Below are 22,749 nucleotides of genomic sequence, written 5' to 3' on the forward strand. Positions count from 1 at the left end.
AAGGATCGGGGCTATCCACCCCGATCCTGACTACGTTAAGACAACAAAATCACTTACAGCGTGGTGAAAGTACCGTCCCAAGTTGCTGTGAATTCGACGTTTACGTTGCCATCCCAGTAACCATCGGTCAGGTCTTTGAACGCAGTGTCAGTGCCGGCAACTGTTGCTTTAGCGATCTCAAAGGCGAACACGCCCTGAGTGCTGGTACGGTTAGCACCAGCATAAGCGCCTGGTACGGCCAGTGCAGACAGACCTGCGCTGATACCTGCAGAAGTATCGATCATCACCATCTCGCTGCTTTCAGACAGTGCTTTGCCGTTCCACTTAACGCCAACAGTCAGTGCAGAGTCATCGCTTGCGCGGCTCAGGGTGTTGGAGATGATTTTAGAGGTCAGTTTGAAATCACTCGCGCCAGACTGGCCAGCGATGGTGATATCGAACGCGCCGTCTTGAGAGTTAAAACGCTCCAGACCTTCTGCGTAATTAAAGGTCAGTGACTTTATCGGGGTAACAACCAGCATACTGCTGGTATCTTTAATAGCTTTTGCATCCCAAGACGCTGTCGCGTTCGCAGTACGAGTGTCCGCATTAGCCAGATTAATTGTTCCCAACGCTGAAGCTGCAATCAAAGCCAGAGCTAACTTCTTCATAAAATTTCTTCCTTTATTTATATCAATTAATTTCCCGCCAATATTTACTGGCGTGGCACAATAAATGCGACACAAGGGCGCATTCGAAAACTAAAATTTTCGAAAAGGTCCTACGGCAATTAAATAATAAAAACCCTGCGATATAAAGGCATCGCATATTTTATTTAGTTTCGATAACCATATGACAATAGGTAGTTATAGCTTATCTGACAGAAAGATAGGCCCGAGTGAAAATATCATTCATTTTAGTCAACCCCATCTTGCCCAAAATATTGTGGCGCAGGGCATAAACTGTTTTAGGACTAAGCCGCAACCTGTTGGCAAGATCACCCACGGTGACACCATGGATCAGAGTGCGTAATAAACATATCTCACGCGAAGACAGTCTGACTTCCGATGTTGAAGAAACCCGCTCCCCGGCAATAACATGATCTATTTTAGCAAAAATGTCACTGGATGTCCCCGTTCTCTGGATAACAGAATCAACCTGACGAAACATGCTTTTATAGTAATTTGCCAAGGGTAACAGGTAACTATCGGTTACCAGCACAACGCGATTACAAGCAGAATACATTAGCCAGTCCTGCTCCAGAAAAAGGCGCAGGTTAGCCAATTGAAAATCAATAAATACGACTTTGAGTTGCTCTGGGGAAGTATTAACTGAGTCACAGTAGCCGACGATACCTTCATGGAAATACTTATTGGTATCGGGCCAGGTTAAAGGTCTTTTTGAGCGAGCACCGCCCTGCGGTAGATACCCACAATCTACTATCTTTAGCATAAGACTCCCTTCCTTTCTTCATCATTTACCAACTCCATTACGCCGTTGGATGAGCAGAATACTATTTACCAAAACTAAGTTATTTCTTAATTTTCAAAACAATATTAATGGCTAAAAACAATTATTCAAAATCGGTTAAAACGATCGCACAAGCCCATATTCATCGCCAATACCTATCAAGTTGTTATTATCCATTCCGGAAGTAGCGAGGATTAATGGTATATATTTCAGTTCAAATAACAAATTAGGAAGCTTATAGTAAACTAAGAATATTCTCTATTTTTATCCTGATTTTAAAATAAGTCTTTTCTTATCACCTACTGACACAGCGGTAGATAAAGGGTATTAACAGGCAAATAACGCGGAAGGGTAATCAAGAATTTTTCCATACTGTGAACGGTAAAACCAGCTGCTTGACTCATTAGCCAGAAAAGTCTGTTCTCACCCTGTTTAACAGATACGGAAATGCAACATAATGGCAACGTAATGACTATTTAATGAACAATTCTAGTGTTGTTATTTGTGATTAACATCACTTTTTCATTGAAAATAAATCATTTCTATCTCAAGCAAGCCCGTTTGAGGGCCATTTCAAGGCCTCCAGCCGGATGTTGAGACCTCACTTTTTAGCTATCGGTGAAGCTCAAGCTTCGGGTCACCGTGACAACAATCTATGGGGCAACGCAATGAACTCCCTCGGCAAGAGGTGCCAGACGCCCAGCAGTATAAAGCTGTCTTGCCAGGCATCATGTTCAGTATGGGTTTCGCGCTGCTTGTTATTTTTTGTGGCATAAAGATGCCTAAGGCATATTCATCCCACATCGGCAAAGCCAATAGAGCAGGCTTGAGGTTACGCTTTAATTTTTTCTGCACGCCAGCATGGCAGACCTGTTCCACCCAATGATATCAACAGCACGATTAGCGTCTTATAGCTGGCTGTAAAACAGCAATAACGTGGACTCAATATGGTTATATTGAGGTCCTACAAGAGTTTTCCGTTAGAAAAACAGGCCCACAACTGATCAAATAATGATCAATTAATAGTGAATGACCAACGCAGCCCTGAGTAACTACCTCAGATAATGCCAAGAATTAGGAGCAAGAATATCAATGCAGATGCCGTGCCGCTGCAATGATCGACGTAAGGCAATACTAATCCTAGACCGAATAATGGTGATAGACAGCCAAAATCCAGCATAGAGCGCTTGCCTCAACCAAGAAAATAGCTTTAAGATAATGGCATTAAAAATTTCCCTGGTGTTGGCCAATGTGGCAACCTGACCCAACGAGGTCAGGTTTTTTTTGCTATTTTATCGAAAATCGCAGGCAAGCCAGTATATTATCTGGCGTTCAATAACGGTTAGGTTAGTAGTGTTATTATTTCATATTTAGGTAATTTGATGCCTACATTATTCTCTGCTAGCCACGATAAAAAAATGCATTTAAAAATCATCTAGATAAACAAATAACGGAATTTGGCGATGCTGGCGCTTAATGACAGCAAATCCATCGATATAGAGGGTCAAATACCCCCTAACAAAGCCCGTTTGCAGATGCTGTTGGCTAACATCCACGAAAGGATCACCACCCGGCACCGGGAAACCGCGCGAAATAATCGCTACAACTTCAGCGCAGAAAAATATCCCTTGTCAACGCGGGAGAACGAAGTGTTCTATTGGGCCAGCATGGGGAAAACCTACCAGGAAATTGCCATTATTTTAGACGTGAAGGCCCGTACTATAAAATTCCATATTGGCAATATTGTGAAAAAGATGGGCGTGACTAATGCCAAACATGCCATCAGGCTAGGGGCCGAGTGGCAGCTTGTCAAACCGATCACGCGTTTAAATCAAGACTCCCGCTGACCTTGTAAGAAAATCAGTAAGATGGAGGCTGAACGGTTGTACTGGGATTTTGCCGGCAAGGTGATTCGGTTGCCCAAGAGCGCTGAACATTATCCTTTGGATAAGTTTGTGGAGTGGCATCGGGGGCAGGTATTTAAGGGGTGAGGCACATATTTAATCACCCAGCACTCACTCCAAATACCGATACCCCATCCCATGCACGGTGCGAATCAATAACGGACTATTCGCATCAAGCTCGATAGTCTTGCGCAGCTTGGAGATATGCTGATCCAACGTGCGGCTGTTAGGCAGGAAGTCATAGCCCCAGGCGGCATCGAACAACATCTCGCGCGTGACGACCTTATTCTTGTGCTGATAGAGGCACTCCAGGATTTTCACCTCGCGCAGTGAAAGCTCCAACCTCGCCGTCTGCCGCAGAGCGCATAGCTCATTCGGGTACACGGTTAAATCACCAAAGCAAAAGCTGACATCTGGCTGCGCGGTTTTGCTACGCAGGCAACGCCTGGCGATAGTTTTGATCCTGGCGCGGATCTCGTGAATGCCAAACGGCTTGCTGATGTAATCATCCGCCCCTAGCTACAACCCGACCACCCGGTCGATCTCTTCATCCTTGGCAGATAGAAAGATAATCGGGATCTGCTCATCCTGTTTGCGGATCTCTCGGCATACCGCGTAACCATCCAGCTCCGGCATCATGATATCGAGGATGATAAAATCCGGTTTTTCCCGCTGATACATCTCCAGCGCCACTTTGCCATTCTCTGCGGCGATCAGGCTGTAGCCCTCACGGGAGAGAGCTTCTACCAATCCCTGGCGGATGTTCGTATCGTCTTCAACGACCAGTATTTTCATTACGACTTCCTGTAGTTAATGCGATTAGCGGTGGCGATTACCGCCTGACGCGGGCGATATCATCGGCTACAGCGCTGTGTTTTCCCCTCACCCCAACCCTCTCCCCAAAAAGGAGAGGGAGCTAGAGCGCGGTTGTTGTCAGGTATAGAAGTCACTCTGCGGCACTTATCCAAAAACAGCGGCTACGGTGCTGTAATCAAGTTACGTGCCAGCCGCAAGGTGAAGCGCACCCCAGGCGACTGCTGAGCCACCAGGATCTCCCCGCCCAGGCTGTGCGCCAACTGCTGGGCAATCGTCAGGCCAATGCCGGTGCCTGATACACCCTCTGTAATACCTGACTTCACCCGGTAAAAGGGCAGGAAAATCATCCTGAGCTCTTTCTCAGCGATACCGTCACCATAATCCCGCACGTGGATATCCACATTGTCCGCACTGCACTCCACCTGCACATCGACCTGTTTCCCGGCCGTGGCATACTTTTCCGCATTACTTAGCAGATTGTTGATAATCTGCGTCAGGCGATCGATATCACTCTGCACCACCACGTCTTCGCCTAACGAGAGGGAAATCGTCATCCCCTTGGCCTGATATGACAGAGTGAAAGTCTGAGTAATCTTCGCCAGCAGCGGGTTGAGGTCAATGGGCTGAATGTGCAGCTTCGGCTCGCGGGTAAAACTCAAAATGTTCTGGATCAGGCGCGATAGGCGCTGGCTCTCGCCGATAATCACGTCCAGGTAACGCAGTCCTTCATCATGCTGTTCGTCCAGCTCTTCTTTCAGCAACTCTGCATACAGCGTGATATTAGTCAGCGGCGTTTTCAGCTCGTGGGACACCTGGCTGACAAAACCCACCTGCTGGCGCGCCAGCCGTGCCGTCTGGGTGTATTCCCGATAGAGGCGGAAAATGATCAAGCCCATGATGGCCAGCATTAGCAGGATAAACGCCCCGCCCCACAGGTAGACCGCCGTAGTACTGGCCGCTTTGCCGTAATAGCTCACCTGCCAACCTGTAAGCGGATAAGGCAGGCTCTGTTCGGCCAACGGCTGCAGGTTTCCCAGCTCGACATACGGATTGCTTTGGTACAGCAGGCGTCCGTTCTCTACCAGCACCAGCGTGTCTTTGCCAAAATCGAAGTTAACCGCATTGATCACGTCCGATAGCAGTTTGATATAAGGAACCCGAAATCCGATGGTCTCGCTGCCGATAGTGCGCCAGTAGATCAACAGCGGCTCCTGCACCTCGCCGGTGATATACCAGCCGGATTGTGGGATAGCCATTTCGCTTTTTACGCTGTGGCCGTAAAGCAAGGTAGGATCGTTCACCAGCGGTGTAATGGCCTGAACCCAGGCGAGTTCTTTTTGGCTCAGCGGGCCGTTTTCGTTGGGGTACAACAACCGATTTTTCTGCAGGACAAACACGCCATCAATGTCGTGATCCTTCTCAACCAGCTCCTTGAGCGCCTGTTCGTTGGGTTGAATGTAGTCGGTGATCGCGTCCAGCCGCGTCGCTTTCTGCCGCAGAATATCCATAACGCTGTCGCTGGCTTGCGTAACGCGCGTTTGTGCCATGGTCTGGGATTGGTAATGGCGTAGCAACACTTCGTGCTCGAGGGTGCGCACTCCCAGATAGGCGATCAGGCTGAAGATCGCCACGGTGATGATGATAAAAACCGTCAAACTTCTGGAAGTACGCTGGCTCATTTGGCTCCTTGCTACTGGTTCTTCTGGGTTTTGATATTGTAGTTCTGTTCTTTCACTGCCTTACGGGTCGATTCCTTGCTGTCGCTCTCCATTTTACCCATCAGGTCTTTGTTCTTCTGCGCGCTGGCTTCGGCTTTTTGTCTGGCTGGAGCGGCACTGACGGGTAGGCTTTCCAAGGCTGCCGCATTAGCGCTAAACACCTGTTTGGCCTCTTCCATTTTGCCTTCATCCATCAGCTCTACCGCGCGCTCATTTTCAATTGCCGCCTTCTGAATGGCCGAGTCCACCAGCACTTCATCAACCTGCGCTGCGCTGACATCCTTAGCGGATTGGCTATAACGTACCGCCACCTTCTCATTGAAGGTATCCACCTGCTTGGTACTCAGGTTGGCGTAACGCACATTCACATCGGCCAGCGGTTTGCTCTGGGCGTTGCTGCCCTTGGCCGGTATCACTTCCAGCAGAACATATTTTTCCTGATTGGAATACAGCTGGTTCAGTTTTACGGTGACCGTATTGCCGCTGATGCTGCCATCACGCCCCAACAGACGAACCGGCGTAACCTTATCGGCGGTTTTGATCACCACCACCACATCCTGCGCCACCACGGACATGGCGTCGTTAAACTCGTGGGCGAAGGTCTTTTCCAGATCGCTGGATTGCTCAACAAAGGCATGGTTGCCATCGCTATAGCCAGCAATGGTGGTCATCAGATCTTCGTTATAACCATCACCAATGCCGATGGTGGTAATGGCGATACCTTTCTTGGCCGCCAGTTTAGCCAGCTCGGCCAGCTCACTGTTGGAGGTTGGCCCAACGTTGGCTTGCCCGTCAGAAAGTAGAACAATGCGGTTAACCTGCTCTTTATCCAGATGCTTGCTCACCTGATCGATACCCTTGCTCACCCCGGCAAACAGCGCCGTCATCCCACGCGGTTCAATACTTTTGTTAATTTTATTAATCAGTTCTTTTGTATCTTTGACCTTGGTCGCCGGGATCACCACTTCAACCCCGGAGTCATAGGCAACGACCGAAAGCGTGTCATTACCGTTGAGCATGTTAACAGCGGCGATCGCCGCCTTTCTGGCGTTTTCGATACGATCGCCACTCATTGAGGTGGAGCGGTCGATGACCAGCGCCAGATTGATCGGGCTGCGTTTTTCCTGCGGCAGCGGATAGCCCACCAACGAGATTTTCAGGTAGTTTTTATCCTGGGTATTTTCCAACACCACGGGCGAGGCAACTTCAGACTTTACGACGACCTTGGGGGCAGCCGGAGCGGCACTGGCACTCCAAGGCAGCACAGACAGGGTGAATAACGCAAAAATACATTTCAGATCCATGGTGAAGCTCCTTGTCAAAGAATCGAATCCATTCTTGCCCGTATCGGCCGGCGAGTTGTCTGTTATCTGTATAAAGATGTAAAAAATAGGTAAAAGTTGCCGTTGCCGCTCCCTCGGGTTCGCACTCGGTAAGAAACATATCACTTTTAAGCCCAGAGTGTCGCCTAAAACGCCCCACCCAACACCGGCTAAAACCAGTTTATTCCTATAATAAGGTTAGCGTAAATCTATTAAAAAGCATTATCATTCCTTTGTACCGGCATGCTCTTAATGAAACTTCACTGATGTTACCGGATGAACTTATCTCTATATATTCATTCACAGGTGACATTATGTTTAATATTTACAGCGTTAACTATGCTTCAATGAGCAATGAGAAATCTGAAGATCTCTTTATGTTAAGAAAAAATACTTTTAAAGACAGACTGCAATGGGCAGTCGACTGTTCGGACGGCAAGGAGGTCGATCAGTTTGATAATGACAAGACCAACTATATTTTTGGCGTGGAGAACGGCATGATTATATGCGGAACCAGGATGATAGACATGAAATACCAAAATATGTTGAACAGTACATTCTCCTCATTCTTTAACAATGTCAACATTCCAGAAGGTAACTACATTGAATCCACGCGTTTCTTCGTTGATAAAGAAAGAACTCACTCGCTGTTAGGCCGTAAGTTTCCCGTCACTATGGCTTTGTTTCTCTCACTGATTAACTATGCGCAACAACATCATTATGATGGCATTCTTGCCGTTGCCAGCCATGCGATGATGCACATCATCAGAACCTCAGGTTGGAATGTCACCGTGTTGGAAACCGGTGTTTCCGAGAAAGATGAGCCGGTCTATCTGTTGCTCGGCCATGTCGACTCAGAGAGCCAGAGGAAGCTAAAAGCCAAGATATTCAGCAAGTACAGCACAGCGGACGAAACCAGGCTGAACGACTGGCCGCTGGCGGCTGAGCCTTCTTTGTAATCAACTAACCGGTTTAATCAGTTGAAGTTCCACACCTAGACGTATTGCATGCCGGGCATTTGCGACTCCCAGCTTTTTGACGATGTTGGACATATGAAACTTGACCGTACGCGTAGTGATCCCCAGGATCATCCCCGTCTCCTGATAGGTTTTGCCCACGCTGGCCCAGTAGAGGATTTCGTTTTCCCGTTCGGTAAATTGGGCGCTCTTTTCCGAGCGAGAGGCGTTTTTTTCCGACAGCGAATTCAGGGTTAGATAGATCTCATGCACTGACGCCAGTAAAACAGAGATGTCACCTTTATTCTTGATCAGCGTTTGGGTTAATTCCGCTCTGGTTTCAGGGGCAAGAATAAAAGATAACGTGACCAGGTTATTATTATAATCATGCAATACAAACGTATAGCCATTATTCAGCCCAAATTTCCTGGCCCGCTCGAAGAGTTCGGAAAAATGAAACCCTCCGCCTGTCATTAGATTTTCATCCCAGGAAAAAGGCGTTAACCGGTTCAGCGCAGTGATCACCACCGGATCGGTATACTGTAAACCATTGGCTTTATAATGCTCTACCCATTCCCCCGGATAGTTGGTTACCCCAAAGATACAGGACATATCTTTTTTCGATAACACCACATACGCCCAGATGAACTCCCCGAGATCGTTTAATGTCGCTTCGAGGTGCGTTTTGATAATGTTACTAATATGTTCTTCGTTTTCCATTAACTGCTCGCCCCCGACAACATAAAATAATTCCACTAGGCCGAATATAGCAGATAAGGGCGCCAGGCAGAAGGCTCCGGGTTTTCTGCCCCCAATCCCTTTCAGGATCGGTGCCAATCATAGCCAGACAACACGTCCAGAGAGTCGCTGGCATGCTCAGCACGCCATCCACCACTGTGATAGCGCGCAGATAACATTAGCGATACGATGGGCGGGAAGGCGAACGAAGCGTAGGAGCATAGCCTAAGCGAGATGTATGAATAGGTCTGCCCCTAAAAAATGCACGCCGGAACGTGGATTCAATTTCCTAGCCAAGAACTAGAATCTTTTGGCTCGGAAGCTAGCGGATACTTACTGGATACCGGGTCCACTCATCCACGACAGGGGCAAACGGACGTGAACAGATTATCGCGTTGGGGTGGTTACACCAGATGAGTCAATCATGCCGCACATGCTGGCCCCGTAGTACCGCCTACACTCATGGAGTCATTAATCCCATTGTACGGTTAGAACCGTGGACCCAGTGTACGTCCCAGCCGTTTCAGCTAAGTCATCGATCGTACTCCAGATACTGACGTTGGCGACAGGGTCGGCAGTTGCCGTTGCGCGGGTACTCGTCTTTGTGCCAACATGAATTGTAGATCGGAGTTCCCCTCCGGCGTTACCACGGAGTTTCACGGACGAATCGTGTACGTCTACAGTTACGCTGGCTGTCCTGTTACATTGTACGGTCAATTCGCCCACAGATTCAGATTTGACCTTACCGATTGTGGATGGGTGGTGCGACAGGACCCCTGGCGCGGATACGGTGCAGTTAATAGGTGTGGATGCACCGCAGGATGCGCCTCGGACGGTGCTTGATAGGGCAGTCTTGTGATACACCCGAGTTATGACGAGCCGCCATTCGCAGTAACCAAATGGCATAAAATACGCGGGCTTGGTATTGTTCAGGGGTACAGGATAGTTCAAAACTTGCTGTGCCCCGCGACGCATCGTGTCTTCTGGAACATATTCATCCTTGTTGTCCAGTGGTATTCCAAAACAGTCGTCGAGTGTCTTTGAGGCTTTGTAGGTGATATGTTGACCCAATCCGCCCGTTCCGGGTGCATATAGACCATTACCTTCATAGATCCAAATTTCGCAACTTCCGGGAGACGGATAGTATTCTAGGGCAGTAAGGTACATTGCGGGGATCCCAGGAAGGTTCACGTATGGTGGGGGGTTGGTCCAGTCCCAGAAGGCAAAGGCGGTTACTGGTATTACAAGAAATATTGTTGGTATTAGTGTTTGGATATTCATGGTTCACGTCCTAGTTCGTTTCGAGTCGGCAATTGCAGCGTATGCTATGCGCCCATCTGTTCCACCGTACGTCATACGCCTGCACCCGCGCCTCGCAGTCTGCTGTTGACAGTCCCCGCCGCCGGGCCTGCTCGTAAAGCCGCAGGCGCTGTATACGATAATTTTCTAATGCGCGGGGCGCTATGGCGGTTCCCTCAGGGGTAAACCACACGCCCAGCCAGTCAAAGCCTTGTTCAATTCTTCCCAATTGGGTTTTATCCGGGTGAGTTTCAAAGCCCGCCAGATTGAAATAATGGTACAGTTGCTTAACACAGCGCCGCAGTTGCCAGCGCGTGCGTGTCAGCAATACAAAGTCATCCATGTAGCGCAGATAAAACGTCCCTGCCTGCGCGTCAAAATAGCTGTCCACGTGATGCAACAGGCTGGCGCCGATCAGCGGGCTGAGCGCGCAGCCGCGGCAGATGCCGTGCTGCGGGGTAAAAATCTCTCCCCCTTCTTCAACGCTGTAATGAACATACTGCTCAATCAGATCGGTTAGCACCGGATCCGCAACGTGCTGTTGCACCAGGCCCAGCACCTGCGCTTTGCGGATATGGCGGTAGTAACCGCGAATATCCGTCCGATAAACAAAGGCGTACCCACCCGATGTGAGCGCCTGCCAAACCTGAGCCACCGATTGCTGGCCGCCGCCACGCCCTTTCAGATGAACGCAGCGTTGATGAGTCGGCAGCAGATGTTCCACCTGCCAGGCCACCCATTTCAGCACCAGCGCATCCTGCGCACACCACTGCACCCAGCTGTTATCGTACCGGCGGTGAAGTTGCATCGGCTGTAGGCGGTAATTGCCACTGCATACCTGCCGGTATAGCGCTTCCCCGCGCTCTTGCCAATGAAACCGCAGATGCCAAATATCTGCATTGGGCGGCGCATGGCGTCGGCGCTTGTACAACCACAGATATGCTGCCAGCCAGTCGGATGCCGCCTTACTCATATTCCAGTCTAAAGGTGGCAATGGCGCTAAACGGCCCACGCACTATTCGCCGCTGGGCAATCGCCTCTGGCTCCCCCTGCACATAGGCCAGCACCGTCAGGGTGTTATTGCCAGCAACCAGCCGGTATCCCTCACCGGCCTTGTTCAACGGCAAAGGTTGACCGCCCTGGGTTTCCATACCGATCGCGATGCCGGAGGCCTTGCTGCCGCCGTCAATCGCCAGCAACCCCTTAAGGCTCGGGTTTTCCGTGCCGCTGAAGGTCACCTTGACCGTTTTCCCCAAGCTCAGATCGCACTCCCCCAGGCGAATATCGAACGCCTGCCCGTGGGTGCGTTCATTGGCGTACAGGTATTTGTCGATCACCGTGCCAAAATCCAGGCGCACGTTCTCGTCCCCCGGCGCAATCACGCAGGGTTCGGCGACCAGTGCACCATGCAGGCGAACGTTGTCGGCCTGCACCTGCCCGCTAAACGCCAGAACCCCGGCGATCAGCACTGCATTAAGCTGTTGCCCACATCCGTTCATTGGTAAACCGCCTTCAGGGTGGCAGTGGCCTCGAACGCCCCTTCTTTTAACGTCGATCCTGGCCGTTTTACCGGCACCGCTTCCAGTTGTGGCGGGTTAGTCGGGTTGATAGCTATCGGCTTGTTCAGCTCGAAGGGAACGCCGTTTTGCCTGATCTGGATCGCCAGATCGGTGATATTGGTGATGACGCCCGCCTTGTCGTAAGTCGCTGCTTTTCCGGCAATTTCCAGCGTCATCCGCCAGGCATTGGCATCGGGAACGCAGCTAATCTGGTAATTCATCGGCTGCAAATAGTTCACCCCATCCACCTTTTTAACCCCTACCCGGTTACCGAAATCGACATCAACATTCCCACCGTTATTAATGGTACAAGCCGGGGGTTCAACCAGCGTGCCGTAAAACTTCATGTTCTCCGCCGCCAGCCCCGGGGGGCTTAGTGCTCCGCAGGCCAGCAGTAATACCATGCCTGAATAACCTTTCATTGGTATTCCACCTTCATCGTCGCGCCAGCGGAAAACGCCCCGCCGCTTAGTTTGGCACCGCTGCGCTTCACCGGCACCGCCTCAAGCGTTGGCTGATTAGGATAGGTAAAATTCAACCAGCCGTTGATCGGCAGCCGCTTGCCATTGTTCAGCAGCGCAATGCCAAAATCCGTTTTGTTGGTTTTCAATACCCCGCCGTCAAACGCCGCCCCCTGACCATCAATCCGCATCCTCACCGCATTTGACGCGCCGCCCTGGCATTTCAGCGTGTAGTTGATCGGCATTTTTTTGTACTCGCCGTCCACGCGGGTGGTCATCACGTCGTTGCCGAAGTTCACTTCAATCAGTTTGTTGTCGTTGACGTCGCATGGCGGCGCCGTCAACGTGATTTTGACGGTCACTGTGGCGGTAGCCGTTTGCGCCATGGCAGGGAAACATCCGCCCCACACAATCAGCGCCAGACACGCCGCAGACAACGCCGGCCCCAGCCTGCATAATATCGTTGGCTCCACATCGCCCGCCTTAGTCATAATTGAGCCTGAAATCCACATGGGCCGAATAGGCCCCCGCCTGCAACGGCGCTCGGGTGCGCTCCAGCTTCACGACATAGTCCAGTTGATCCTGCCCTACAGCCAGCATCAACGGCGCACCTCGGCTCCCCAGGCGAATATCCCTGCCGAGCTGGTCCACCATGCGCAACGCCACGCCAGATGCCCCGCGCACCGCGATTAACTGCGGGTTATCCGCATCCGCCGGGGCGACAAAACTCAGCGACACCGCCGGTTGATGAGCACTCCACAACCGATTGCCGTTGCGCTCATCGCGGTTGTTCGCCGGGGTACGCAGGCAATCCTGCAAGCGCAACCGCACCGCCACCGGCGTGCCCTGCGCACCAATCTGCGCCAACCGGGCGGTGCCGGTTTCCCCCAACCACACATCCTGATAAGCCGAGGTCATCTCCAGGCGGCAGGCGCTTTCGGTCAGTGCACCATGGACATGCAACACCCCATTGGCGCCGTCAACATTCCAGTTATCCGCCGCGCCGGCCTCAGGTATCAGCGCCAACATACTGCCAATCACCACTGGTACCATCAGTGCCGCAGCCACCCTGGCCAACAGATATTGCCGCTCAGGGCAAGACAGGAAGCCGCTCCGTTGTTTTCGCTGCTGCATGTTCAGTTCCCTTTTTACGCCCAATTATCAGCTTGGTTTGACTGGCTTGGCCTTGCATTCGGCGCCACCGCAGTTGAACTGCAATTGCGGGCGGCCGCCGTAGTCATTGACATAGGTCAGCACCGGCGCATTACCCAGCGCTGGCACGCCGACGTTCAGCATCTCTTTGCCTTTTGGCGCCACCATCACCGGTTCAAAGCCCTTGGCGCTGGCGCTCCCTGGTTTGCTGCTGGCATCCACAATGGTGATGTAATACGGCGTTGGGTTGTTCACCTGGTATTTATCGCCCTGCCGGGTCAGCGTTAACTGCTCCTGCCAGGGGGCCGCACCTTCGGTATTGCTCAGTGCTTTTGGCCGGTAAAACAGTTTGATGCGTGTTTGCAACGCCAGTTGCAGCGTGTTGGGCTTTTCGCTCTTTGGCGGGATCTCACGCAGGTTGAAATAGAACAGCGTCTCGCGATCCTGCGCCAACAGGTTGGCGGCCGGTAAGGCCTGCACCTTGATCTGGCTTTTTGCCCCCGGCTCCAGGCGCTGCAATGGCGGCAGCACCGTCAACGGCGTGGTGATTTTGTTGCCCTGTGCATCTTCCACCCAACCTTGCGCCAGGTATGGCAACTGTTTGTTTTCGTTGCTGATGGTCAGGCTGGTCGATTTTTCACCACCGTTAAACACCACGCGGGTGCGATCCAGCGCTATCGCGGCCTGGGCCTGCTGAATAATCAGCACACTAGCCAGCAGGCCGCCTGCCAACGAAAAAAAGGATTGTTTCATTAGGTTCATCGTCAATTACTCACTTGCTTTAAATTCAATAAAAAAGCCGGGGGGTGGAGAAGCAATTCCGGCCTGCCAATATGGCTAAATACGTTTTCGTTGCCGCCGTTATTCCGCCGCTGCGTCCGCGGGTAACGGGCGGCACGGCAACAGCAGGTTCGCCAAATCGCCTTGCGGTATTTGCTCCGGCAATGTCAGCGCACACTGCGCCCGCCCGTTCCAGCGCACGGTCATCTCCTCATTCGGGTTAATGCCGCTCAGGTACACGCTGCCACCATCGTTAACAATGCCCACATCCTGCGCTTTGCGATTTTGCACCGTGGCACCAAACGGTGGGGTGCTGCCGTCAGCAAGTTTGATCACTGCCATCGCTTTCTCACCGGCGATCACTTCAAATCGGCGGTAGCCAATCGCCCCTTCGGTTAGGGTGGCCTGCACCACGGAGCGCGTCGCCTCGGCATTCTCCGGCAGCTTGTTAACATCGATGCTGATCCGGTTGCGGTAATAACTGCTGACATCCGTCACCACCGCCTTGCCGAAACGGTTGGTGCGCGTCACCGCGCCATAACCGCCAATGGGAATATCCGCCACCCCGCCTGTGTCCACCATCATGCGGGTGCCACCCATCATCCCTGACCTGTGCAGCGCCGCACCTTTCAGGGTGGCGGTCGCCCCCCCTTGCAGCGATAGCCCGGCTGACGAATAACGCCCTTCCTGGTAGCTGGCATTGGCGTTTACCTGCGCCATATCGCCCTGATGGGTGTAATAACCGCTCGCCATTGCACCGTTGCGGGAAATACCGCTGCTCAGCTGATAGCTGTCGCCGTTTTCCAGCCGATCGTAGTACCCCACCTGATGGGTGTTGTCGTTGCGGTCATAGCTGCCGCTGTAACTGACCGAGCCGTTGCCGCCCCACGGCATCGACAGCGAGAGGTACATGCCGTCGTCGTTAACGCCGTTATATTTATTGCGATACCCCGTCAGTGACAGGCTCAGGTTCCTGAACCGGCCAATATCAAAATTACGTGACAGCGTCAGGGTGTAACGATCGTTGGCCGCGCTGTCCCAGTAAGTCTGGTGGTTGTAGTTCAGGTAGGCACTTATCCCGAGATCGCGTAAGTGCTGGCTGAAGCTGACGGTGTACATCTCCTTGCTGTTCTGGTTGCGCGTGCCATAGGTGCGCGCATCCAGAAATTCACTCATCGACATATAATTCCGCTCCGAGAAGCGATAGCCGGCAAAGGTCACCTGGCTGTCGTACTCGTCGAAGTTTTTCGAGTAACTCAGCCGGTAAGAACCGCCGCTCAGGGTGCTGTCCTCAAGCTGCGGCAAGCGTGCCCGCGACTGGGTAGCATCAAACGATAAAGCACCAAACATCATCAAATCGCGACCGATCCCCACCGCCAGCGCGTTGTAATCACCGCCCGCTACGCCGCCGCCGTACAGCGACCAACCGTTGCTGACCCCCCAGGAAAACTCGCCGGTCGCAAACAGCGGCCCGTTGGTATTGTGTTTCCAGTCCGAGGGGCGGCCGCTCGCCAGTTTGTAGCGCACCGTCCCCGGCCGGGTCAGATACGGGATGCTGGCGGTATCGAGGCGGAATTCCTGTACGCTGCCGTCTTGTTCTTCAACCCGCACATCCAACTGCCCAGAGACCGCATCATTGATGTCCTGAATGCGGAACGGGCCGGACGCAACCTGGGTTTCATACAGCACACGCCCCTGCTGGCTGACCACCACCTTGGCGTTGGTGCGTGCTACCCCGGTGATCTCCGGGGCGTAACCGCGCAGGTTCGGCGGCAACATGCTGTCGTCGCTGATCAGGCTGGCACCGGTAAACCGGAAACTGTCAAAAATGTCGGAATACAGGAAGTTCTCCCCGACCGACAGCTTGGCCCCCAAACGCGGGAGCGCACGATAGGCGTAATAACGGCTCCAGTCCCAGCTCTGCTGCGTCGGCTGCCCGCGACCGGTTTGATGATCCAGCCGCGTTTGCCAGTCTGCCCGCAGCCGCCAGGCACCCAGGTTGGCCCCCACCGTGCCGTTGCCGCTGAGGTTATATCCCTGCTGCCCCCGCTGCTGTTGCCGTTGGGTCTGCGCGTTGAGGTAATAATCCAACAGCAACCCCGGCACGCCTTCATCCCAACGTGACGGCGGATCCCAGTTGTCGGCGGCGTACTCCAGATAAGCCTGAGGCACGCTCAGGGTCAGGCTGGCGGAGCCCAAATCGGCACGCGCCGACGTGCCCGGCAGGCTATCCACCGACAGACACTCACCTTGATGCCACCAGGTCAGTTTTTCTTTCACGTCCGGTTTTAAGCCGAACTGTTCTACCATTGCCGGGCTGATGCACGCGGCGCTATCGTCAGCGTCCTGCTCCGCCGGGTAAAAAGTAACGGTTTGCTCAGGCAGCTCCTGCTTATTAACGCGGACCAACATCATATAATCGCCCGGCATGATATATCCGCCACGCGAGAACTGGCCCAGATCAATATTTTCGCGATCTTTTACATCCAGAACGTCGGTATTGAACTGCACCTCTTCCGCACTGGCGTAATACCCAAAAAGACCCAACGCGCAGGCAATACAAATCCCTACTGCACGAGGGCGGAAGGGTAATAAATTCCAGCTCGGCATTATCATGCTCATCAATCCCTTTCTTCTTATTTTTACGCCCGCGCTATCAATGAAAAACTTTGTATTTCCACGAGCAGGAAATAAGTGACAGGCACATCTGGTGATCTAAAACCTAACGTTTTTCCACGTTATTATCATCCAATCAGTAATAGTCCATTTTAAACCTAATGGTTGAGGTGTATTCCCCACTGCGTAATCGCTGTTGATTGCTGACCAGCCGCAGCGAATAATTTAGTGCTCTGTCACCTTCGGTAATATCAAGTAACGGCGTTGGATTGCCAGGTGATACGATATTTCCCTCGCTGTCGCTAAGCTGTAACGCAACGCCGCGAGCTTGCCCATCGACACCGAATAATCCATTATCCACCCGCCCATCGAATGTCACCTGAAAGCGTTGCCACTTCGCTAAATTTTCATCAATGCGTCCCAAAACACAATTAACCAGGCGAATACTGAATGGGCGAATAGCACCTTGCCCATCGCGTATAATTTGGCTCAATGGTGCTACTGACATATCAATAGTCTGATCGCGGCTATTGGTATCAATGGCGCAGGCCGTTTCAATTACGGCGCCTTGCATGTTAACCCGCCCCCAACCCGCCGCAGCCACGCCGCTTTGCATTGGTAACAGCATTAACAGGCAAAACGCCGAATAAAGCATTCCTGGCTGTTTCATCTCATCATTCTCCCACGAGTCATTCTGGCAAGAATGTATGCGGGGCACGGCCCGCATACATGATTAATCCTGTCAACAAGCCAAATTATTTGTAGTTCAGAATGAAGTTGGCCACGCTCTGGAATTTACCCGGAACGATAGATTTATCATCGCCGCCGTCGCCTTTCAGATAAGCGCTGAAGGCCAGAGTCGCTTCAGAAGCACCGGCGCTGATCAGTTGGCCCGCGCTTGGTTTACCCAGTGCAATCAGGTTATTGCTGCCATCGGTAATTGCAATGCTGGCGCCTTTGGCATCACCGGTCATACCCAACAGGCCATTTTTGCCAGCAGCACCATCAAAAGTAGTGGTCACTGTTTTAGCGGTATCCAGGCTGCATTTTTCCAGGCGAATTTCAAACGGCTTCGGGTCAGAGTTACCACCATTCAGCAGGGAAACGTTCGACACTGCGCCCAGATCAACGGTCTGATCAACAGACTTAGGATCAATTGAGCAAGGTGCATCAATAATAGAGCCAGTGAAGGTAACTTTACCATGTCCTTCATCTGCAGCCTGTGCACCAGAAATAGTACCGAATGCCAAAACTGCGGCCATCATGATTTTATTCAATTTCATTTCAACTTTATCCTTTAAAGGGTCCATTCCCATTTGTGTGAAGTCGCCAATTATTCAGGTTCACACAACCGGCACGTGAAAGAGAGGTTTACGCCTCTCTTCTGCATGCCATGTCATAGCTACCGGCAACTGGAAATATGATATATCCCAAAAAATTAAAAAGCTAAAAAATCTAATTAATAGCAAAAAATTGGATGAAAATTCTGAAATTAAATGAAATAAACCAACATATCAGCATGTAAAACTAAGAAATGGCGACCCGTTAAAAACTAAAACTCCTTTAATTTCAACCCTGTTTCAGGCGGAAAATAATTTCCTCAAAAGGAGTTGACTGCCAGTGCTGACCTACCCTAGATTCTACTAATCTTGTTTCAAGACTAATCTTAGTATTGAATATTTTGATGTTTGCACACCAGAATAAAATAGGTATCCGCATGAAATACATAATAAATCTAACACTAATTTTCGATCCAGAAAGTCGATTATTAATGCTGAGGAATAATACCCAACTAACGGTAGGGTTATCTAACCCAGCGACAAGATTGTTAAGCGAGTTGATAAAGAATAATAAAACTGAATTGACGCGTGAAATTCTTCTCAAGCATGTCTGGGAGGATTTTGGGTTTTCTCCGTCCGGCGCCACGTTGAGCAACCATATCAGCGAGTTGAGAAAAGCCTTTGAGGCACTTGGGATGAGTAAAGACATTCTGATCACGGTGCCGCGCATAGGCTTTAAATTGGATGCGGAAATCCATCCAGAAACCAAGCCCCCCAAAGAATTAGCTTCTGCTGAACACATTGAACTTCAGCCGTCGAGTCAACCGGCAGCGGTGGATAACGTCGTAGCGGCCGGTGTGAACACAAGCTCAAAAAAGCCATTACGCAGAATGAAAATTCTGGCATTGTCTCTGCTCTTTGTTCTGTGCGTCACCGCGGCGGCGGCGGCATGGGTGACCCTAAGCAAGAATGAACAGCCTGCGCTCATCGGGATCCTGGATAAATGCCATATCTATACTTTGAATGAAGGTAAGCATGACCCCGTGCAATCTGAACATGCGCGAAAAATGCTGGCCAATGAAGGGATCGATTGTGCGCAGACCGATCTTGACATCTATTATATGGAAGCACGTCCTACCAACGAATTCCTTAAGGTTAATTTTATGTCGGTTTGCACCAAGAATAACGATATAAACTATAAAAACTGCAACAACTTCAAACAGGTTGAGTAGGCTCACATGAACAGAATTATTATCAGTCTGACCAGCCTTGTCATCGTTATTGTCATCCTGAGTGGCGTTTATCACTATTTCAACCGCTCGAACTGGAAACCGTTTCGCTGTGATACTCATTTGAGTTCGCACATAGCGACAAAGGAGGGCAAGAAACTTGAACTCAATCTTGATATTAGCATCATCACTGCCCATGAAGGCAGCAGTGAGGCGCTCACGGTGGGTTCCCTCAAAGGAGAAGGGAAAAATTATATATTTTCCAGGCGAGTTTTTGTCACCATGAAGCAATCCGACTTTAAAGGCTTTTCCAAAGCCATGATTATCCGGGAAGAGCGCCATCCCATAGATAATGTACCAGACGAAATCTGGCAAGAATACGTGCTGCCAGAAGCGCCAGGCGTCGCATTCTATATGGAGACAAAGCATTTAAATAATAATGCATATCTTATTAAAGGGTTAACCAACCCCCACTTTGTTTGTGCTAGAACATTGGATTAACTTAACCAAAAGGCTTAATCATCTTTCACTCACTGATTAAGCCTTTATTAATACCATCCCGCTAAAGTTAATTGAGGATCACCCCAGTTAACACCGCCTAATACGCTAGTCGCCAGCGCAAGTTACAGGATAAAAAACTGATAAATCACCACCAAGCAAATCATTTAACCAGATACAGCGATTAAAAGTCATTAACTTGAATGCAGAGCATCTTGTTGGTTAGCCTATTGCTGCCGCTACATAGCCGGCTTTTATCTGGTGATTAATATCGTAACCCGCACTGTAATACCGGAATCAGTCGATACGCGTGCAGATAAAAGCCAAGAGTCGTGACGCCAAAAAATTGATGACTCAAACCAAGAAGCGTAAACCAGGACGAAGAGAACATGAACAGCACGAACAATGCCATGATGATGGAAACATTGACCATCCGCATCATAGACGATGATAATTTTTTCATTGCAGGACTCGTTATGGCCCTATCCAGCTATTTTAAAAATAAAAAGATCCGCTTTTACACCGGCCCTTCGAATGGAATAACTGCTGATATTATCTTTCAGGCCATTCGCTGCGGCACATTCATTGCGCCAGCCTCCTCCTCTGGGGACAGTAGCCCGACGCTTTATTTTGCCATCGCGGATAGAAAAGATGCTCATCTACAGCACTTATACCGTGGTGTGGCAACCTCCAATATCTTATACCGGCACCAATCGGTGAGCACCGTTTTACAACTCATTGAGAACATCCTGCTTTCACAACAACCGCCGCCCGAAGACACGCAGCAAACCGTGAAAGTCTGTCTCCACGAGCCACTCACACCGCGTGAGCAAGAAGTGCTACATCATCTTAAGCAGGGTAAAGCGCATGCCAGCGTTGCAAGTTGCCTGGGTATCAAGGAGAAGACCATAAGCTCACATAAACGCGCGGCAATGAAAAAATTGAATTTCAGACGCACTAGCGAGTTATTCCATTGGATGCTGCAGGGCGGTTTAACCCGTCACTAGCCAAGAAAAGAAAATTGAATATGAGTTTTCCATCCCCTCTCCATATTACTGTCTCTTGTACCCATCTCAAATTGCGGTCAAATGGCCGTAATTTTAGAAACACAACAGGCTGATTTTAAAGAGAATTTTTCGGGCGGAAAATTGAGAAGTTTAAAGTAACGCCTATAAAAGATGCCGAGTTGTGTATAAGAAACAGCTACATATCGAGGAAGTCTGCTAAGGTTTTTAGTGAGCATCAAAAGCGAACATTATTAATTATATTCAACTAATTAGATCTAACCCTAAAAAAATCCACGTCGGAACGTGGATTCAGTTTCATAACCAAGGGCAAGCATCTTTTACTCGAAGTAGACCTCGGGGTTATCCGCCAGCGAAATGAAATTCTTGGTATTTTTGTCCAGCGTGCGGATCTCACCACTTTCGATGTCGTACACCCAGCCGTGCAGGCGTAGGGCGTTGTCGCGCAGACCAACGGCAACGGACGGGTGAGTCTTAATATTATTTAGCTGGGCTATCACGTTCTCTTCAACCATAGCGTTAACTTTGTCGATTTCGTTATCCCAGGTTTTCTTCTCTACCACCGCTTTTGCCGCGTCCGCATAGTGTAGCCAGTGAGCAACAGCAGGCATCGGGTCAAGGCACTGACAAGAAGCTATAGCCTTCATGGCGCCGCAGTTCGAGTGGCCGCAAATTACGATATCAGTAACGCCTAACGCCACAACCGCGTATTCGATGGTCGCCGACACCCCACCCGGCTCCGGGCCAAAGGAAGGGACAATGTTGCCTGCGTTACGGATAACGAAAAGCTGCCCCGGCTCTTGCTGGGTCACCAACTCGGGTACCAGGCGGCTGTCAGAACACGAAATAAAAAGCGCTTTAGGGTTCTGGCTGGAGGCAAGGCTGCGGAAGAGCTCCTTACGCTGCGGGAAAATCTCTTTCTGGAAACTGAGGAAACCTTCAATAATATGTTGCATAGCACACTCTCTAGATCTGTAGTCTCGATAGTATGATAATCCTTGCTGGCTGAGCTGGAAAGCGGGCCAAACCTTAAGCTAGACGCCCCAGAGGTTCAGCGGGGTGCTTTTAGTCTGAGTAGGCTATCTGCAAGGAACATAAGAGCCCAGGTAACACAGACGTTGCATAAATGGACGATGCAGATACGGGGGTAGTGAATACGTACAAATCCCCTTCCCTCCTTCGAAGCAATTTGAAAAGTGCTAATATTCTGGCGTTTTAAACCATTTTTAGTAAAAATATTAGTATCACATGTCATCCCCTTGCTGCTTCATGTCAAAATTATGCTAATATTATGGCGTAATCAGTACTGAAAATATAAAATATTGACATTATGGCGAAAAAAACAGCACCATTACTTCCTACAACTAACCAGTTGCTGACTGATTTTGGTGAGCGGCTGAAGCTTGCGCGTCTTCGGCGCAAGCTGACGGCTAAACAGGTGGCAGAACGGGCTGGTATGTCGCCAATGACGCTACGTTCGCTTGAAGCCGGGGGTGCAGGCGTGACGATAGGTGCATATCTATCAGTCATGCAGGTGTTAGGGCTTGAAAGCGACCTGAATAAGTTGGCCGCCGAAGATCAACTAGGCCGCCAACTTCAGGATTCCCGGCTGATAAAGAACGAGATCGTTTTCACTTCCAAGGCAAAACCGAGTAAAGCACCAGCAGACAAAAAGCCGCGCTCTGAGGCTGCCTACAGGTATGAAGGATCAGATAAGCAGGCAGCTACAACAACAAAAGCTGGCTCCTTAGCAAACAATACAGCCCACAAAGCGACAGGCACAACGTCGGCCGATCTGGCTGCCCTGCTGAAACCATTGAAGAAGTCAATCAAAGGGAGTTAACGATGGCGATGATTGGGGTATATGCAGACTGGGATGGAATGCACGGGCCAAAGCGAATTGGCTTCCTGTATAGCCGACAAACTCGTACACGAGAGTTATTTGAA

Annotated in this window: 21 protein-coding genes and 2 pseudogenes; 7 read left to right on the forward strand and 16 right to left on the reverse strand. The window is 50.5% G+C overall.

Going from position 1 to position 22,749, the window contains the following annotated elements:
* Positions 1 to 53: 53 nt before the first annotated feature.
* Together ecpA and ACMV5I_RS15030 are read right to left on the reverse strand one after the other, a co-directional pair.
* Positions 54 to 650, reverse strand: coding sequence for a common pilus major fimbrillin subunit EcpA (gene ecpA, locus ACMV5I_RS15025; protein ID WP_121608608.1), 597 nt, complete (start codon positions 648 to 650; stop codon positions 54 to 56).
* A 202-nt stretch (positions 651 to 852) separates the two neighbouring features.
* Positions 853 to 1,431, reverse strand: coding sequence for a LuxR C-terminal-related transcriptional regulator (locus ACMV5I_RS15030; protein WP_202811148.1), 579 nt, complete (start codon positions 1,429 to 1,431; stop codon positions 853 to 855).
* Positions 1,432 to 2,912: 1,481 nt separating this feature from the next.
* On the opposite strand from ACMV5I_RS15030, the gene ACMV5I_RS15035 reads away from it, so the two are divergent.
* Together ACMV5I_RS15035 and ACMV5I_RS15040 are read left to right on the forward strand one after the other, a co-directional pair.
* Positions 2,913 to 3,296 carry a helix-turn-helix domain-containing protein gene (locus tag ACMV5I_RS15035; protein ID WP_414824702.1) on the forward strand — a complete coding sequence of 128 codons (384 nt, stop codon included), beginning with the start codon at positions 2,913 to 2,915 and terminating at the stop codon, positions 3,294 to 3,296.
* A gap of 30 nt (positions 3,297 to 3,326) precedes the next feature.
* Positions 3,327 to 3,440 (forward strand): annotated as a pseudogene (locus ACMV5I_RS15040) (restriction endonuclease); the annotation flags it as partial.
* A gap of 24 nt (positions 3,441 to 3,464) precedes the next feature.
* Here the strand turns inward: ACMV5I_RS15040 and ACMV5I_RS15045 are convergent.
* The 3 genes and pseudogenes from ACMV5I_RS15045 to ACMV5I_RS15055 form a co-directional block, all read right to left on the reverse strand.
* Positions 3,465 to 4,148, reverse strand: a pseudogene (locus ACMV5I_RS15045) (response regulator transcription factor).
* A gap of 182 nt (positions 4,149 to 4,330) precedes the next feature.
* Positions 4,331 to 5,848 (reverse strand): sensor histidine kinase, encoded by a 1,518-nt coding sequence (locus tag ACMV5I_RS15050; protein WP_414824703.1) that lies wholly within the window; start codon positions 5,846 to 5,848, stop codon positions 4,331 to 4,333.
* An 11-nt stretch (positions 5,849 to 5,859) separates the two neighbouring features.
* Positions 5,860 to 7,191 carry a vWA domain-containing protein gene (locus ACMV5I_RS15055; protein WP_414824704.1) on the reverse strand — a complete coding sequence of 444 codons (1,332 nt, stop codon included), beginning with the start codon at positions 7,189 to 7,191 and terminating at the stop codon, positions 5,860 to 5,862.
* A gap of 332 nt (positions 7,192 to 7,523) precedes the next feature.
* Between ACMV5I_RS15055 and ACMV5I_RS15060 the strand changes: the two genes are divergently transcribed.
* Positions 7,524 to 8,168 carry an acyl-homoserine-lactone synthase gene (locus tag ACMV5I_RS15060; protein ID WP_021807856.1) on the forward strand — a complete coding sequence of 215 codons (645 nt, stop codon included), beginning with the start codon at positions 7,524 to 7,526 and terminating at the stop codon, positions 8,166 to 8,168.
* On the opposite strand, the gene ACMV5I_RS15065 is transcribed toward ACMV5I_RS15060, so the two are convergent.
* The 10 genes from ACMV5I_RS15065 to ACMV5I_RS15110 form a co-directional block, all read right to left on the reverse strand.
* The gene (locus ACMV5I_RS15065; RefSeq protein ID WP_021179139.1) at positions 8,169 to 8,885 is read right to left on the reverse strand and encodes a helix-turn-helix transcriptional regulator; all 717 of its coding nucleotides are present in this window, start codon (positions 8,883 to 8,885) and stop codon (positions 8,169 to 8,171) included.
* 1,309 nt (positions 8,886 to 10,194) lie between these two features.
* Positions 10,195 to 11,175 (reverse strand): reverse transcriptase domain-containing protein, encoded by a 981-nt coding sequence (locus tag ACMV5I_RS15070; protein WP_414824706.1) that lies wholly within the window; start codon positions 11,173 to 11,175, stop codon positions 10,195 to 10,197.
* A complete protein-coding gene (locus ACMV5I_RS15075) occupies positions 11,168 to 11,701 on the reverse strand; it encodes a fimbrial protein (RefSeq protein WP_074028404.1) in 534 nt (177 codons plus the stop codon). Before ACMV5I_RS15075 ends, ACMV5I_RS15070 begins: the two co-directional genes overlap by 8 nt.
* Positions 11,698 to 12,183 (reverse strand): fimbrial protein, encoded by a 486-nt coding sequence (locus ACMV5I_RS15080; RefSeq protein WP_414824707.1) that lies wholly within the window; start codon positions 12,181 to 12,183, stop codon positions 11,698 to 11,700. The genes ACMV5I_RS15075 and ACMV5I_RS15080 overlap by 4 nt, the downstream gene beginning before the upstream one ends.
* Positions 12,180 to 12,713, reverse strand: coding sequence for a fimbrial protein (locus ACMV5I_RS15085; protein ID WP_414824708.1), 534 nt, complete (start codon positions 12,711 to 12,713; stop codon positions 12,180 to 12,182). Before ACMV5I_RS15085 ends, ACMV5I_RS15080 begins: the two co-directional genes overlap by 4 nt.
* Positions 12,706 to 13,356: a fimbrial protein gene (locus tag ACMV5I_RS15090; protein WP_414824709.1), complete on the reverse strand. Its 651-nt coding sequence runs from the start codon at positions 13,354 to 13,356 to the stop codon at positions 12,706 to 12,708. The genes ACMV5I_RS15085 and ACMV5I_RS15090 overlap by 8 nt, the downstream gene beginning before the upstream one ends.
* A gap of 27 nt (positions 13,357 to 13,383) precedes the next feature.
* A complete protein-coding gene (locus ACMV5I_RS15095) occupies positions 13,384 to 14,127 on the reverse strand; it encodes a fimbria/pilus periplasmic chaperone (protein WP_414824710.1) in 744 nt (247 codons plus the stop codon).
* Positions 14,128 to 14,235: 108 nt separating this feature from the next.
* Positions 14,236 to 16,770, reverse strand: a complete 2,535-nt coding sequence (locus tag ACMV5I_RS15100) for an outer membrane usher protein (protein ID WP_414824748.1) — start codon at positions 16,768 to 16,770, stop codon at positions 14,236 to 14,238.
* Positions 16,771 to 16,906: 136 nt separating this feature from the next.
* Positions 16,907 to 17,344 carry a fimbrial protein gene (locus tag ACMV5I_RS15105; RefSeq protein WP_414824711.1) on the reverse strand — a complete coding sequence of 146 codons (438 nt, stop codon included), beginning with the start codon at positions 17,342 to 17,344 and terminating at the stop codon, positions 16,907 to 16,909.
* A 181-nt stretch (positions 17,345 to 17,525) separates the two neighbouring features.
* A complete protein-coding gene (locus ACMV5I_RS15110; protein ID WP_074028399.1) occupies positions 17,526 to 18,053 on the reverse strand; it encodes a fimbrial protein in 528 nt (175 codons plus the stop codon).
* 434 nt (positions 18,054 to 18,487) lie between these two features.
* Here ACMV5I_RS15110 and ACMV5I_RS15115 point away from each other — a divergent pair, with 434 nt between their 5' ends.
* From ACMV5I_RS15115 to ACMV5I_RS15125, 3 genes are all read left to right on the forward strand, one after another.
* On the forward strand, positions 18,488 to 19,282 hold the full coding sequence (locus ACMV5I_RS15115) for a winged helix-turn-helix domain-containing protein (protein ID WP_414824713.1): 795 nt from the start codon (positions 18,488 to 18,490) through the stop codon (positions 19,280 to 19,282).
* Positions 19,283 to 19,288: 6 nt separating this feature from the next.
* The gene (locus tag ACMV5I_RS15120) at positions 19,289 to 19,780 is read left to right on the forward strand and encodes a FidL-like protein (RefSeq protein ID WP_414824714.1); all 492 of its coding nucleotides are present in this window, start codon (positions 19,289 to 19,291) and stop codon (positions 19,778 to 19,780) included.
* Between the two features lie 386 nt (positions 19,781 to 20,166).
* Complete coding sequence (locus tag ACMV5I_RS15125; RefSeq protein WP_414824715.1) at positions 20,167 to 20,784, forward strand: response regulator transcription factor; 618 nt, start codon at positions 20,167 to 20,169, stop codon at positions 20,782 to 20,784.
* A gap of 338 nt (positions 20,785 to 21,122) precedes the next feature.
* Here ACMV5I_RS15125 and ACMV5I_RS15130 read toward each other — a convergent pair whose 3' ends face one another.
* A complete protein-coding gene (locus ACMV5I_RS15130) occupies positions 21,123 to 21,758 on the reverse strand; it encodes a carbonic anhydrase (protein WP_414824716.1) in 636 nt (211 codons plus the stop codon).
* A gap of 374 nt (positions 21,759 to 22,132) precedes the next feature.
* On the opposite strand from ACMV5I_RS15130, the gene ACMV5I_RS15135 reads away from it, so the two are divergent.
* Positions 22,133 to 22,645 carry a helix-turn-helix domain-containing protein gene (locus tag ACMV5I_RS15135; protein ID WP_414824717.1) on the forward strand — a complete coding sequence of 171 codons (513 nt, stop codon included), beginning with the start codon at positions 22,133 to 22,135 and terminating at the stop codon, positions 22,643 to 22,645.
* The last annotated feature ends 104 nt before the right edge of the window (positions 22,646 to 22,749 follow it).

The sequence above is a fragment of the Serratia sp. T13T92 genome (genome assembly GCF_047530105.1).
Classification (GTDB): domain Bacteria; phylum Pseudomonadota; class Gammaproteobacteria; order Enterobacterales; family Enterobacteriaceae; genus Chania; species Chania fonticola.